Below are 13,666 nucleotides of genomic sequence, written 5' to 3' on the forward strand. Positions count from 1 at the left end.
GGTGCTGCAGTTGCGGCACACGGCCTGTTGTGCTGCCCGCCGCAGCTGGCGCCGTGCTCAGGGTACCGGGCTCAGTTGCTCTTCGCGCGGGAAGGTCACCACATGGTCCATGTCCAGGCGGATGCCCACGCGCGAGCCCACCGCATGGTCGTGGTGGCTGGGCACATGGGCCATCACGTTGTGGCCGCTGTCCAGCCGCAGCGTGTAGAGAAATTCCGAGCCGCGGAACGCCTTGCGCAGAATCTGCGCCTGCACCGGCGCATGGTCGTCGTGCACGATGTCGTCGGCGCGCAGCAGCACATCGCACTGCCCGCCTGGGTAGGCCGAGGGCAGCGGGCATTCACCGCCATCCACCAGGTCACCCAGCGCGGTGTGCAGCACCACACCGTGGTCGCCATGCGGGCGCAGCTCCGCCGGCAGGAACACGCCGTGGCCGATGAAGTCCGCCACAAAGCGCGTGGCCGGACGGTGGTAGAGGCGGTAGGCGCTGTCCCACTGGTGCAGATGGCCATCGTGGATGACGCCGATCTTGTCGCCAATGGCAAAGGCCTCCAGCTGGTCGTGCGTCACAAACAAGGCCGTGGCCTTGGCTTCCTTCAGGATGCCGCGCACCTCGTGGGCCAGGCGTTCGCGCAGGTCCACATCCAGGTTGGAAAAAGGTTCGTCCAGCAGCAGCAGCTGCGGGCGTGGAGCCAGCGCGCGGGCCAGGGCCACGCGCTGCTGCTGGCCGCCGGAGAGTTCGTGCGGAAAGCGCGCGGCCGATCCGGTCAGGCCCACCAGTTCCAGGACCTCGGTCACACGGCGCTCCTGCTCGGCCTTGGGCAGATCGTGGATGCCGAAAGCCACATTGCGGCCCACGCTCAGGTGGGGGAACAGGGCATAGTCCTGAAACACCATGCCGATGCGGCGCTGCTCGGGCGGCAGGGCCACGGTGGAGGAGCTGACCACGCGGCCTTCCAGCGCAATCGTGCCCTCGCTCACGGGTTCCAGCCCGGCCACGGCACGCAGCAGCGTGGTCTTGCCGCAGCCAGAAGGGCCGATGAGCACGCCGATATCGCCGGCCTGCAGATTCAGGGACACGCCGTCGACAGCCGGGCGGGGGCGACCGGCGTAACGCACGCCGAGTTGGGACACTTGGAGGAACATGGCTAAATTGTAGAAGACGGCAAATGCGTAGAATTTGCATTTGCATTCTTTCCATTCCCTGCGGAATGGACACTTGTGGTGGGTCGCTGACCCCGGGATGTGACCTCCATCTTCCGCCAGGACCTGCTCTTGCGTTTCCGCTCCTTCTCTCTCCGCGCCATCCCGCTGTTGCTGCTGGCGCTGCTTCTGACTTTGCCGGTGCTGGCCGTGCTGGCCTCGTGGCTGCCCATCGATCAGGCCCTGGGCCAGGGCGAAGCCACGCCCGCCAGCATCCTGCGCGAGATGGCTTCCACCGTGCTGCCGGGCTATCTGGGCACCACCATCTGGCTGGGCCTGCTGGTGGCCGTGGGGGCCGCCATTGTGGGCACCGGCACGGCAGCGGCCGTGACGCTGTTCGATTTCCGGGGCCGCCGCGCCATGGAGTGGCTGCTGCTGCTGCCGCTGGCCATGCCCGCCTATGTGACCGCCTATGCGTACACCGATTTCCTGCAGTTCAGCGGCCCGCTGCAGGTCTGGCTGCGCGACACCTATGGCCTGGAAGGCCGCCTGCTGCCCGAGGTGCGCAGCCTGGGCGGCGCCGTCTGGGTGTTCATTTTCTCGCTCTATCCCTATGTCTATCTGCTGGCCCGCACCGCGCTGGGCGAGCGCGCCGCCCACTTGATGGAAGCGGCGCGGCTGATGGGCGCTTCGCTGCGCCGCCGCATCTGGACGGTGGCGCTGCCGCTGGCCCGCCCGGCCGTGGCCGCCGGCGTGGCGCTGGTGCTGATGGAGACGCTGGCGGACTTCGGCGTGGTCAGCTACTTCGGCATCCAGACCTTTACCACCGGCATCTACAAAGCCTGGCTGGCCATGGACAACCGCATTGCCGCAGCCCAGCTGTCCACCATGCTGCTGGTGCTGGTGGTTCTGCTGCTGCAGCTGGAGCTGCGTGCCCAGCGCCGCATGCGCTTTACCACCAGCGGCGTGGGCCGCGCCGGCTCGGCCGAAGCACAGCCCCAGCGCCTGCGCGGCTGGCGCTGCGCCCTGGCCTGGCTGGTGTGCCTGCTGCCCGTGGTGATGGGCTTTGTGGCGCCGGTGGCCTTCATGCTGCGCCCGCTGGCTGCCGACTGGACGGTGCTGCCATGGAATCGTTTTCTGGAATGGGCCGCCAACAGCGTGCGCCTGGGTGCCATCACCGCCGTGCTGGCGGTGGCGATTGCGCTGGCGCTGGCCTATGCCGTGCGCCGCCGCCCCGATGGGCTGACCCGCGGCGTGGTGCAGCTGGCCAGCATCGGCTATGCCGTGCCGGGGGCCGTCATCGTGGTGGGGCTGCTGCTGCCGGTGGGCTGGTTGCAGCAGGCGGTGCCGGAATGGGGCTTGCCCGCGTTGATCACCGCCACGGCCGTGGGTATTGTCTGGGCCTATCTGGTGCGCTTTTGCGCGGTGGCGCTGCAGTCGGTGCAAAGCGGGTATTCGCGCATTCCCATGAGCCTGGATGAATCGGCCCGCATGCTGGGCACCGGCGGCTGGGGCTTGCTGCGCCGCGTGCACTGGCCGCTGCTGCGCCGCTCCACGGCCGCTGCCGGCCTGCTGGTGTTTGTCGATGTGATGAAGGAACTGCCCGCCACCATGGTGCTGCGGCCTTTCAACAGCGATACGCTGGCCGTGGTGGCCTACCAGCTGGCCCGCGACGAGCGCCTGGGCGAGGCCGCACTGCCTTCGCTGGCACTGGTGGCCGTGGGCCTGATTCCCGTCATCATGCTCAGCCGCACCCTGCGGTCCGGGCGCAGCTAAACCAAGCAACAAGGAAAGGGCCGAGAGCCATGGGTGGAAGAATCTGGATTGCGGTGGCCGGGCTGCTGGGCGCCGTGGGCGTGGGCATGGCCGCCTATGCGACGCACGGGCTGGGCTTTATCGAAGACGCCACGATGCGCGAAGCGGCACGGGCCACCTTGCAGACGGCGGTGCAGCAGCAGATGTTCCACGCGCTGGCGCTGCTGGGCGTGGGGGCACTGGCGCAGCGGGCGGAAAGCCGGCTGCTGGCGCTGGCCGGCCTGCTGTTCACCGTGGGGGTGCTGCTGTTCAGCGGGCTGGTCTATCTGCGCATTCTGGGCGGCGTGGACAGCCTGCGCGCCTTCGTGCCCTGGGGCGGCACCTGCCTGATCGCCGGCTGGCTGGTGCTGGCTGCCGCCGGACTGGGCTTGCGCAACCGGCCTTGAATCCGTGCCGGACCGGGTGTGCGGGGGCTGCGCTGCCCCTACACTCGCGGCATGAGCGATATCACCATTTTTCACAACGCCCGCTGCAGCAATTCGCGCGGCGCGCTGGCCCTGATCCGCGAGCGCGGCATCGAGCCCAATATCGTCGACTACATTGCCACGCCGCTGACCGCGCCCGAGCTGTCCGAGCTGGTGGAACACCTGGGCGTGCCCGTGCGTGAGCTGCTACGCACCAAGGAAGCGGTCTACCAGGAACTGGGCCTGGACCAGCCGGGCGTGAGCGATGTGCAGATCATCCAGGCTGTGGCAGCCCATCCGGCGCTGCTGAACCGTCCCATTGTGGTCACCCCCAAGGGCGCTGCGCTGTGCCGCCCGCCCGAGAAGGTGCTGGAGCTGCTGTAAGCAGCGCGCGCCGGCCCAGTTGCGCTGCACGGCCTGGTGAGGCAGGGGCCCAGATGCGGCGCACAGCTGCGGGCAGCGCATCCGGATCCTTCATGCCTGCGACAGGGCCGGTCCACGGCGTGTCGCGGGTGGTGCTCACGGTGCCACGCCTGCAATCGCGGGTTGAAGCCGTGGCTTAAGTCACTTTTAAGTCTGGGCGGGAACACTGCAGTCCATCGCAATACCGGCATGCCGGTAGGACTGAAAGGAACCGCCATGGATACTGATACTCTGCTCTCTACTCCCCGTCGTCTGGTTCTGGCCCTGGTCGCCGCTGGCGCCATTGGCGCAGCGGGTGCCGGTCTGGTGACCGGTTTGCACCACGAAGCGCGCGCCACCCCGGCCGCTACTGTCGCAGCAGCGGTCGCGCCGACTGCACCGGCCTTGGTGCCCACGGTGGCCATGCCCGACTTTGCCGCCATCACCCGTGCCAACGCACCGGCCGTGGTGAACATCAGCGTGGTGGGCGATGCCCGCGCCATGCAGATGCGTGGCGACGCCGCAGCCGACGACGACAGCGATGACAGCGGCGCCGGCCCGCAGATCAGCCCGGACGATCCCTTCTTTGAATTCTTCCGCCGCTTCGGCATGCCGGGCCTGCCCGGGGACCAGCCCCAGCCGCGCGATACACCGGCACGGGGCGAGGGGTCGGGCTTCATCGTGGGCAGCGATGGTCTGATTCTGACCAACGCCCATGTGGTCTATGGCGCCAAGGAAGTGACCGTCAAGCTCAGCGACCGGCGTGAATTCCGGGCCAAGGTGCTGGGCATGGATCCCAAGACCGATGTGGCCGTGATCCGCATCGATGCGCAGAACCTGCCCACCGTGCGCCTGGGCAACACGAAGGACCTGCAGGTGGGCGAATGGGTGCTGGCCATTGGCGCACCATTTGGTTTCGAGAACAGCGTGACGGCCGGCGTGGTCAGCGCCAAGGGCCGCTCGCTGCCGGACGACAGCCTGGTGCCTTTCCTGCAGACCGACGTGGCCATCAACCCCGGCAATTCGGGCGGCCCGCTGTTCAATGCGCGCGGCGAGGTGGTGGGCATCAACAGCCAGATCTATACCCGCTCGGGCGGCTACCAGGGGGTGTCGTTTGCCATCCCGATCGAGCTGGCCACGCAGATCCAGCAGCAGATCGTGGCCCACGGCAAGGTGGAACATGCCCGCCTGGGCGTGGCAGTGCAGGAAGTGAACCAGGGCTTTGCTGAATCCTTTGGCCTGCCCACACCCGAAGGTGCGCTGGTGTCGTCGGTCCAGGACGGTTCGCCCGCCGCCAAGGCCGGCCTGCAGCCGGGCGATGTGCTGCGCGAGGTGGACGGTCAGCGCATTGTCTCTTCCGGCGATCTACCGGCCTATGTGGGCATGCGCCGGCCCGGCCAGGAGGTACAGCTGACCGTCTGGCGCCAGGGCAAGTTGCAGCAGCTGACGGCCACCCTGGCCAGCGCGGACGATGCCAAGGCCAAGAAGACCGCGCAGGCCAGCGTGGAAAAAGGCAAGCTGGGTCTGGGCCTGCGCCCGCTGACCCCGCAGGAACAGCAGCAGGTGGGCGTGCAGGGCGGTCTGCTGATCGGCCAGGTGGCAGGGCCTGCGGCACAGGCCGGTGTGGTGGCGGGCGATGTGCTGCTGTCCATCAACAACCAGCCGGTCAGCAGCATGGACACCGTGCAGGCTGCCATGGCCAAGGCCGGCAAGACCGTGGCCCTGCTGGTGATGCGGGGGGGTGACAAGATCTTTGTCCCCGTGCACCTGGGCTGAGGGTGAGCCATCGGGACGCCACACGGCTATGCTTGCACCATGCGATTGCTGCTGGTTGAAGATGATCCCATGATCGGCGAAGCCGTCCAGGACCTGCTGCGGGGCGCCAGCCACGCAGTGGACTGGGCGCGCGACGGTGTGCAGGCCGACACGGCCTTGCGCACCACCGCCTACGACCTGGTGCTGCTGGACCTGGGTCTGCCCAAGATGGATGGCCTGGATGTGCTGCGCGCGCTGCGTGCCCGCAAGGACCGCACGCCGGTGCTGGTGGCCACAGCCCGTGATGCCGTGGCCCAGCGTGTGGCCGGGCTGGATGCGGGGGCGGACGACTACATCGTCAAACCCTATGACCTGGACGAGTTGCTGGCCCGCATGCGCGCGCTGCACCGGCGCAGCAGCGGGCGGGCCGAGCCGGCGTACTGCCACGGCGGCGTGGAGGTGGATCCCAGCACCCGCAGCGTGACCTTGCAGGGCGCCAGCGTGGCGCTGTCGGCGCGTGAATGGGCGGTGCTGGAAGCCTTGACCGCCCGATCGGGCCAGGTGCTCAGCCGGGCGCAGCTGGAAGACAAGCTCTACGGCTGGGGGGAAGAAGTGGGCAGCAACGCGGTCGAGGTGTACATCCACGGCCTGCGCAAGAAGCTGGGCGCTGCGTTCATTCTCAACGTGCGCGGCCTAGGCTATATGGTGCCCAAGGCATGAAGGCAACTTCGCTGCGCATCCGTCTCATCGTGCTGATGGGGCTGGCCATTGTGCTGGCCGCGCTGCTGCAGGGGGCGCTGGCCTACCGCAATGCGCTGGCGGAAGCCGATGCCCTGTTCGACTACCAGATGCGCCAGACCGCACTGGCATTGCGCGCCGGCCTGCCGGTGGATGCGCGTGCCGCCTCCCCCCTGCTGCCGCCGGAGGATGAGAACCACGAATTCATTGTCCAGGTCTGGACCAATGAAGGTCTGCGCATTTTTGAATCCGCCTTCGGGGCCGCGCTGCCGCAGATGGCGGTGCTGGGCTTTGCCGATGTGCCGGTGCGTGGTACGACCTACCGGGTGTTTTCGCTGCAGTCCCCGGCCCAGGTGATCCAGGTGGCGCAGAACCTGCAGGTGCGCCGCCAAATGGCGCGCACGCTGGCCTGGCGCACGGTGTGGCCGATTGCGCTGCTGGCGCCCTTGCTGGCGCTGGCCGTGTGGTGGGTGGTCGGCCATGCGCTGCGCCCGGTGGAGCGGGTGCGGCGGGAACTGGCCGGGCGCAGTGCCGCATCGCTGGCGCCGGTGCCCGAGGCCGGTCTGCCGCAGGAGGTGCAGCCGCTGGTGCAGGAGCTGAACCTGCTGTTCGCCCGCGTGCAGCAGGCATTTGCCAGCCAGCAGCATTTTGTGGCCGACGCTGCCCACGCCCTGCGTTCGCCGCTGCAGGCGCTGAAGCTGCAGCTGCAAGGCCTGCAGCGCGCTCCGGATGAGGCGGCGCGCCACCGCGCCCAGCAGCGGCTGGCAGCCGGCATCGACCGCGCAGCCCAGCTGGTGGACCAGCTGCTGCTGCTGGCGCGGGAAGATGCACAGCAAGGCGCCCGCAGCAGCCCGGCCCCGGTGGTGGATCTGGCGCCGCTGGTGGCACAGCAACTGGCCGATCTGGCCCCCAGCGCCCAGGCCCAGGGGGTGGACCTGGGTCTGGCCGAGGGCAGTGCCGCTGCCGCCAATGTGCGGGCAGAGCCGGCCAGTCTGCAGGTGCTGCTGGGCAATCTGCTGGACAACGCCATCAAGTACACGCCGGCCGGTGGGCAGGTGGATGTGCGGCTGGCGTTGCTGCCTGCTTTGCCCGACCGCCCGGCCCAGGTGGAGCTGCGGGTGGAAGACAGCGGCCCGGGCATTCCCGCCGCAGAACGTGCGCGGGCGCTGGAGCGCTTTGTACGCGCCGACGGTGCCGCCGCATCGGGTGTGCCCGGCAGCGGCCTGGGGCTGGCCATTGTGCAGACCATTGCCCAGCGCCAGGGCGCGCAGGTGGAACTGCTTGAATCACCCGCGCTGGGTGGGCTGTGCGTGCGGGTGTGCTGGCCGGCCGTGCAGGAGTCTGCCTAGGCGGCTGTGGTGTGACTGTGGATGGCGCGCCGCTGGGGACAGCGCGCAGGGCGACCGCGCATGGGGCGCGTGGCCTGCAGGCTCTGCAAGCCGGTCCGCTGGTTCATGGCTTTTTCTTCAATGCCACGATGGCCGCGTGCAGCTTGTCGCGTGTCTGCTGCGTGGCATGCTGGGTGCTGTGCTGTACCGCATCGGCGGCACGCGCCGTGTGGTCGGCGACCTGCAGCGTGGCCTGGTGCAGCTTGCCGGTGGCCTGGTCCACCCAGGCGCCGGAGGTGCTGGCCGCACTGCGTGCGGCGTCGCGCGTGGCGTCCACCATGGTCTGGCCGCTCTGGCGCACGCTGTCCACCGTGGATTGCGCGGTCTGGCTGACGGCATCGCGCATGCGGCCGTAGACCGCCTGGCTGACGCTGCTGCCCGCTTCGCGCACCAGCTGACCCAGCTGGCTGGCCGCCCGTACGGTGGCACTGCGGCGCACGGCAGCGCGCTCCGGGCGCTGCAGCGGCGCGCAGTAGGCCTGGGCCATCAGGCCCACGCGCAGCGTCAGAAAGGCATTGGCCGCGCCGCTGGCCAGGCTGTTGGTCAGCAGGCTGCCCATGGCGCCCAGGCCGGGCACGCTGGCCAGGGCGGCGGGCGTGGTGGCCTGCACCAGCGGGGCTGCCAGTTCGGCAAAGTCCATCTCGTCCAGGCTGTTGGCCAGCAGCATGCAGGCGCCCACATTGCCGTAGAGGTAGCCCATCTGGCGCAGCGAGGGGCGCAGGCCGTAAATGCGTGCCACACGCCACACCAGCCGCAGCTGGCTGGCCAGCACCACCAGGCCGTCCAGCCGGCCGTTTTGCAGCAGCGCCGTGCTGGCCAGCACGCTGGCGGCTGTGCGGCGGGTTTCGGCGTCGGCCAGGGTTTGCAGCTGCTGCAGGGCCTGTGCCACATCGGTCTCCGCCTGCAGCGACTGGCCTGCCAGGTGGGCGTTGCGCGCCAGGTGCTGGCGCAGCCGTGTCTGGTAGGCCGCCTGCACAGTGGGGTCGTCGCTGGAGGGTGGTTGCAGGGCCGCAGGCAGGCACAGCAGCAAGGCGGTGGGCACCACCACCGCCACCGCCAGAACGGCCAGCAAACCCCAGAAGGTCCATTGCCCAGCCCCAGCATGCACCCGGTCGACCGCGTCGGCCAACTGGGAGACCATGGCCACCGTGAATACGGCCACATAGGCCAGAAAGGCGACCAGCAAGGCCATCAGAATGCGGTGGGTGGTGCGGTGCATGGCAGGGCTTTCTCCAAGGTGCAGGGCGTGTGCAGCGGAATCAGGTGTCCATGTCCTTGCGCTGCACCGGGGGCTGCAGGGCATGTTTGCGGCTGGCTCCGGCACGGCCGGCTTTGCTCCAGTCGTAGAGCTCGCCGTCCGGGGTGCGGCCGCCTTCCACCGCCGCCACGCCGACGGGGCCGACCATGTCGCGCAGCTCGGACGAAATCGTGACATGCGCATGGCGGGCATCGCTGCGCAGCCGCTGGCATTGCTGCAGCGCTTCGCCCATCTGCGCATCGGAGTACGGCAGGCACTGCGGCTGCCAGGCAGGCTCGGCGCCTTCGGGCGAGGTGTTCAGCAGATAGTAGACAACAATGCTCATGGCGGATTTCTCAAAACCGGAGCCCCGGTTGTACTGCAGTTGAAGGCGGCGGCCGCGTTGTCAGGTTTTGCCGGGCACAACAAAAAGGCCACCGGAACTTGCGTTCCGATGGCCTTGCATGTGGTCTCCCCAACAGGAATCGAACCTGTATCTAGCGCTTAGGAGGCGCTCGTTCTATCCATTGAACTATGGGGAGCGAAACGGCTGATTCTACCTGCCGACAGCGGCCTTCAGTCCTTGCGCACGGTATAGATCAGGTCCACGGCGGTCTGCAGGCCGGTCTGGCCGCGCAGCGTGAGCCGGCGGGACATCTCATAGAAGACGTAGAGCGTGCCCATGGCGCCGTTCAGGCTCTGTTCGTAGGTGACATACAGGTCCTTGGACAGGCGCTTGCCCAGCGTGAGTGCGGCACCGGCATTGGGGTCGGTGCTGTCGGAGCTGGCACCCTTGAAGCCGATCTCGTCCAGCCCCACACGGCCGGCAAAGTTCTCGCTGGTGCCGCCGCCGCTGAGTAGGGCCAGCGCCGCCTGTTGCAGCAGCGCAGCTTCGGCGCCGCCGCTGGCCGTGTCGCGGCCCATGACGATCCAGGAGAGCTTTTCGGCATCGGACATTTCCGGGTCGGAGAACAGGGTCACGCGCGGGTCGGTGGCGCTGCCCAGAATGCGTACGCCGGCCCGTACCGTGATGTTGGGGCGGATGGCCGTGATGTCCAGCGAGGGGTTGTTGTAGGGGCCGTTGAAACGGACCAGACCGCTTTCCACGTCCAGCGACTGTCCCCAGGCGCGGTAGCGGCCTTCTTCCGTGCGCACCTCGCCGGTGATCTGCGGTGGGGCGCTGAGCGTGCTGCCGCCGCGCACCTGCAACTGGCCGCGCAATCGGGTGGTGATGCCAAAGCCCTGCAGGGCGAAGTCACGGCCCAGGTTCAGGTTCAGCAGAATGTCCGGCACTTTGGCGGTGCTGGGGCTGGCACCGGCGCTGGCCTGTTGTGCGGCCTGGCGGGCTTCCTTTTGGCGGCGCTCCGCCTCGGCCTTGCGGGAGGCGGCCGAGTGCACGACCACATCCTTGTCCAGTGAGGGTGCGGAGGCATCGGGCAGCAGGATGGCGGCGCGGTCGACCGTCAGGTCGCCGCGCAGCACGAACTGGCCGTTGTCCAGCCGGGCCTGCATCTGCCCCGAGGTGCTGAGCTGCCGGTCGGCCCGCACCAGCACCTGCAGGCGTTCGGCGCGCAGCTGGATGTCCATCTGCATGCCCGACTGGCCGGCGGCGGGCTGGGGGTTCCAGGCCACAAAGCCGGAGCCTGTCAGCTGGCCGCCTTCCTGCGGGGCGGGCGTCAGGTTGCCGCTGTAGCCCAGGATGCGGGCCGTGCTGCCTTTGCCGCCTTGCAGCGTCAGTTCGGTGATGTCCAGGCGCGTGCCTTGCAGGCGTGCGCGCAGGCGGCCGTCGTGCAGATCCAGGCCGTCGAGCAGCGAGACGATGGACAGCTTGTCGGCCCCCAGGGTACCGTCCCAGCGCGGATCGCTGCGTGTGCCGGCAATGCGCACATCGGCGTTCAGGCTGCCGGTGACGCGCCAGCCGGGCGGCGCAAACATGGCCCAGATGCCGATGTCGGGCAGGTTGGCCTTGGCGCTGCCGGAGAGAGGGGCGCTTTCCGGCCAGGTCCAGCCTTCGGCCGTGCGTTGCAGGGAGCTGCGCACGTCGGCACTCAGCTGGCCGGCGCGCTCGGTGTCCCACAGCAGCTGGGTGCGGACTTCGCTGTCGCGCATCTGCAGCTGCAGGCGCAGGTTCTGGATGCGGGCGCGCATGCCGCGGCCCGGCACGCGCTGTTGCTGCACAGCGCCATCGGCACGGCGCGCCACAGCGCCTTCGGAGCGGATGACGGTGACATTGGCGGCGGTTTCCTCTTCCACCACGGCCAGGCGGATGTCGCCACTGGCGCGTTCCAGCACCACATCGGCCACCGGGCTGCGGCCTGTGGTGTCGATGTTCCAGCGACCGTTCAGGCTCAGGTCACCGCTGATACCGGCTGCCGTCAACGGGCCCGTGCCGGGCTCGGCGCCGAACGCATCGGCCCAGGCCAGCGGAATGCCTTGCAACTGCCCCTGGCTTTGTACCTGCCAGCTGCCGTCGCTGCCCTGGCGCAGATTGATGGGCTGCCATTGCAGTCCGGCGGGCGCACTGCCGGTGGGCGCGCTGACACGCAGCTGGCCGGCGCTGGTGTCGATGCGCTGGCTGCGCAGGGTCTGGCCCACGGTGCGCTGGCTGACGGTCAGCGGGCCGGCCAGTTCCGCTTTCCAGCTGCCGGCTCCCTCGGTGCCTGGGTTCCACTGGGCTTGCAGGCGCTCCACGCGGCCTTGCCAGTCCAGGGCGGCAGCGCCCCGGTTGGTCAGCAGGCCGCCTTGCAGCTGGGTGTCCAGGGCGATGCGCTGCGCACCCTGGCGCAGCTGCGTGCTGAGCGTGGCCTGCAACTGCTCGGGCGTGCCCTGCAGGTTCAGGTTGAACTGGTCGATGCGGGTGGTGGTGGCATCCGGGCCGGCCGGTGTCCATTGGAGGCCCGCGCTGCGCAGGCTGGCCTGCAGTTGCAGGCCCGAGGCGACCGGTGTGGCCGCGGTGTGCTGCAGGCGCTGCTGCAGCTTGCCCCAGCCGCCTTGCCATTGCACGCTGGCATCGGCTGCGCCCTCCAGCCTGGCGTCCTGCAGCGTGCCAGCCATGCCCGGCAGGCGTTGCAGCCAGGCCAGCATCTGCGGGGCGGATTGCAGGCGCAGGCTGGCCTGGCCTGCACCTTCGTCAGGGCTGATATGGCCTTGCAGCTCCAGCTGGGTGCCAGGGGCTTTCAGCTGTGCCGTGGTGCGCACCAGCAGGCTGTCGCTGTGGAATTCCAGCTGCTTGCTGTCCAGCTGTGCCTGCATGGCGTTCAGGTGCAATTGGCGCAGGGTCAGGACCGGGGCACTCCACTGGCCCTGGGCGCGCACGGCGTCGATGCGCAGCGGGCTGCTGCTGCCTGCGGTGCGCACCACGCGCCCGGTGGCCGGGCCACGGGTCGCTGCAATGTCGACGCTGAAATCCACCACTGGCGTGGCATCGGCTTCGGCGGACTGGGTGCGTGCGGTGATCTGGCCTTTGAGGGGGGTGGGGTCCAGCGTGCTCCACAGTGCCGCAGGGTCGACCTGGTGCAGCACGGCATCGCCTTGCACGCTGCGGGTGGTGCCGTCATAGCTGCCCTGGGCCGTGAGATGGCCGGTGCCCAGGTTGATCTGGGCTTCTTCCAGCCGCCAGGTCGTGCCTTGCTGCTGCACATCGGCTTCGATCTGGTGGATGGGCAGGGCGCGCAGGTCCCAGGGGCCGGGGATGGCGTTGCGCACATTGGCGCGCAGATCCCAGCCGGTGGCCGAAGGGCCGGCCTGTACGTCCCCGCTGAGCAGGGTATGGGGGCCACCGGGCCAGAACAGCGATACGTCCACCTGGTGCAGTTGCGCCTGGGCGGACACCACGGGCTGGGGCTGCCAGGGCTGGAGCTTGGCGCTGAGCTGGGCGCGCAGCGTCTGGCTGTTGGCAATGTCTTCTTCCGCATGGGGCGTAGGTTGCGGCAGGTCTTCCTGGTTGCCTTCCTGCACCACATCCTTGGCGTAGGCACTGGCCTGGGCTTCAATCTGTGCGTCGGCACCGGCCAGGGTGCCGCTCAACTGGACGGTGGCCAGGGTCTGCAGCCGCATGTCCTGCTCGGGCAGGGCGGTCTGGATGCTGCCGCGCAGATGGGCTTCCAGCTCCATCGGGGCCGCGCCTTGCAGCTTGAGCTGGGCGGCGTAGCGGCCTTCTGCCCAGCGCAGCGAGTTCACGGCCAACTGGTGGTGGCTGCCGGTGTAGCGGTAGTGGCCCTGCAGCTCCGTCGCCTGCACCTCGGGCGTACCCTGCCAGACCACCGTGTCCACCTGGAACGGCAGATCGATGCGCAGCGGCAATGTCAGCGACTGCAGCGGTTCGGTCGGCGTCTGGTCCGTGGGGTCGGGCGTGCTGCGGATGCGCACGGTGCCAATGTGCACCTGGCCCAGGCGCAGCTCGCGTGACAGCAGCGGGGACAGTTGCCAGCCGATGTCGGCCTGCTCCACTTCCACCTGCAAGGTGGGGCTGGTCCAGCGCAGCCAGCCGATCTTGCCGCCATGGCGCAGCGTGCCCTGCACCTCCTTGGCTTCCAGCGTCTGCCCGGAAGGCAGCCAGCCGGCCACGCGGGTGAGGGTGCTGGCCAGGGAGTCGGCCTGGCCCATCCACCACCAGCCGCCGCCCAGCAGCACTGCCAGCAGCAGCACCAGGGCGGCCAGGGCCAGCAGCAGTTTGTGCCACCAGCGGCGGGGGCTGCGTGCCGGCGCAGCGGGTGGCGGGCTGCCATCCCGTGCCGAAGAGGGAAGGTCTGAGGAGGATGGGGATACAGTGGGATCTGCCATGC

At 69.0% G+C, this 13,666-nt stretch carries 10 protein-coding genes and 1 tRNA gene; 6 read left to right on the top strand and 5 right to left on the bottom strand.

Going from position 1 to position 13,666, the window contains the following annotated elements; all coding sequences use genetic code 11:
- Positions 1-57 precede the first annotated feature (57 nt).
- Entirely contained in the window at positions 58-1,146 is a 1,089-nt protein-coding gene (locus B3349_RS09395) for an ABC transporter ATP-binding protein (RefSeq protein WP_291588380.1), read from the bottom strand.
- Between the two features lie 129 nt (positions 1,147-1,275).
- On the opposite strand from B3349_RS09395, the gene B3349_RS09400 reads away from it, so the two are divergent.
- The 6 genes from B3349_RS09400 (at position 1,276) to B3349_RS09425 (ending at position 7,606) form a co-directional block, all read left to right on the top strand.
- Positions 1,276-2,919, top strand: coding sequence for an ABC transporter permease (locus tag B3349_RS09400; RefSeq protein ID WP_291588650.1), 1,644 nt, complete (start codon positions 1,276-1,278; stop codon positions 2,917-2,919).
- Positions 2,920-2,948: 29 nt separating this feature from the next.
- Complete coding sequence (locus B3349_RS09405; protein WP_291588381.1) at positions 2,949-3,344, top strand: DUF423 domain-containing protein; 396 nt, start codon at positions 2,949-2,951, stop codon at positions 3,342-3,344.
- 51 nt (positions 3,345-3,395) lie between these two features.
- Positions 3,396-3,746, top strand: a complete 351-nt coding sequence (gene arsC / locus B3349_RS09410; protein ID WP_291588382.1) for an arsenate reductase (glutaredoxin) — start codon at positions 3,396-3,398, stop codon at positions 3,744-3,746.
- A 255-nt stretch (positions 3,747-4,001) separates the two neighbouring features.
- A complete protein-coding gene (locus B3349_RS09415) occupies positions 4,002-5,540 on the top strand; it encodes a Do family serine endopeptidase (protein ID WP_291588383.1) in 1,539 nt (512 codons plus the stop codon).
- Positions 5,541-5,579: 39 nt separating this feature from the next.
- Entirely contained in the window at positions 5,580-6,239 is a 660-nt protein-coding gene (locus B3349_RS09420) for a response regulator transcription factor (RefSeq protein WP_291588384.1), read from the top strand.
- A complete protein-coding gene (locus B3349_RS09425; RefSeq protein ID WP_291588385.1) occupies positions 6,236-7,606 on the top strand; it encodes an ATP-binding protein in 1,371 nt (456 codons plus the stop codon). Before B3349_RS09420 ends, B3349_RS09425 begins: the two co-directional genes overlap by 4 nt.
- A gap of 103 nt (positions 7,607-7,709) precedes the next feature.
- Here B3349_RS09425 and B3349_RS09430 read toward each other — a convergent pair whose 3' ends face one another.
- The 4 genes from B3349_RS09430 to B3349_RS09445 form a co-directional block, all read right to left on the bottom strand.
- Entirely contained in the window at positions 7,710-8,864 is a 1,155-nt protein-coding gene (locus tag B3349_RS09430; protein WP_291588386.1) for a DUF697 domain-containing protein, read from the bottom strand.
- A gap of 40 nt (positions 8,865-8,904) precedes the next feature.
- On the bottom strand, positions 8,905-9,228 hold the full coding sequence (locus B3349_RS09435; protein ID WP_291588387.1) for a hypothetical protein: 324 nt from the start codon (positions 9,226-9,228) through the stop codon (positions 8,905-8,907).
- A 121-nt stretch (positions 9,229-9,349) separates the two neighbouring features.
- Positions 9,350-9,424: transfer RNA gene (locus B3349_RS09440), tRNA-Arg, on the bottom strand.
- 34 nt (positions 9,425-9,458) lie between these two features.
- Positions 9,459-13,664: a translocation/assembly module TamB domain-containing protein gene (locus tag B3349_RS09445; protein WP_291588388.1), complete on the bottom strand. Its 4,206-nt coding sequence runs from the start codon at positions 13,662-13,664 to the stop codon at positions 9,459-9,461.
- Between the last annotated feature and the right edge of the window lie 2 nt (positions 13,665-13,666).

This window comes from Comamonas sp. UBA7528 (assembly GCF_002479375.1).
Lineage (GTDB): Bacteria > Pseudomonadota > Gammaproteobacteria > Burkholderiales > Burkholderiaceae_C > Comamonas.

Excerpts from the sequence above, each read along its gene's own strand:
- B3349_RS09395 (WP_291588380.1), bottom strand. The coding sequence starts at position 1,146 with ATGTTCCTCCAAGTGTCCCAACTCGGCGTGCGTTACGCCGGTCGCCCC.
- B3349_RS09405 (WP_291588381.1), top strand. The coding sequence starts at position 2,949 with ATGGGTGGAAGAATCTGGATTGCGGTGGCCGGGCTGCTGGGCGCCGTG.
- arsC (WP_291588382.1), top strand. The coding sequence starts at position 3,396 with ATGAGCGATATCACCATTTTTCACAACGCCCGCTGCAGCAATTCGCGC.
- B3349_RS09415 (WP_291588383.1), top strand. The coding sequence starts at position 4,002 with ATGGATACTGATACTCTGCTCTCTACTCCCCGTCGTCTGGTTCTGGCC.
- B3349_RS09420 (WP_291588384.1), top strand. The coding sequence starts at position 5,580 with ATGCGATTGCTGCTGGTTGAAGATGATCCCATGATCGGCGAAGCCGTC.
- B3349_RS09425 (WP_291588385.1), top strand. The coding sequence starts at position 6,236 with ATGAAGGCAACTTCGCTGCGCATCCGTCTCATCGTGCTGATGGGGCTG.
- B3349_RS09430 (WP_291588386.1), bottom strand. The coding sequence starts at position 8,864 with ATGCACCGCACCACCCACCGCATTCTGATGGCCTTGCTGGTCGCCTTT.
- B3349_RS09435 (WP_291588387.1), bottom strand. The coding sequence starts at position 9,228 with ATGAGCATTGTTGTCTACTATCTGCTGAACACCTCGCCCGAAGGCGCC.
- B3349_RS09445 (WP_291588388.1), bottom strand. The coding sequence starts at position 13,664 with ATGGCAGATCCCACTGTATCCCCATCCTCCTCAGACCTTCCCTCTTCG.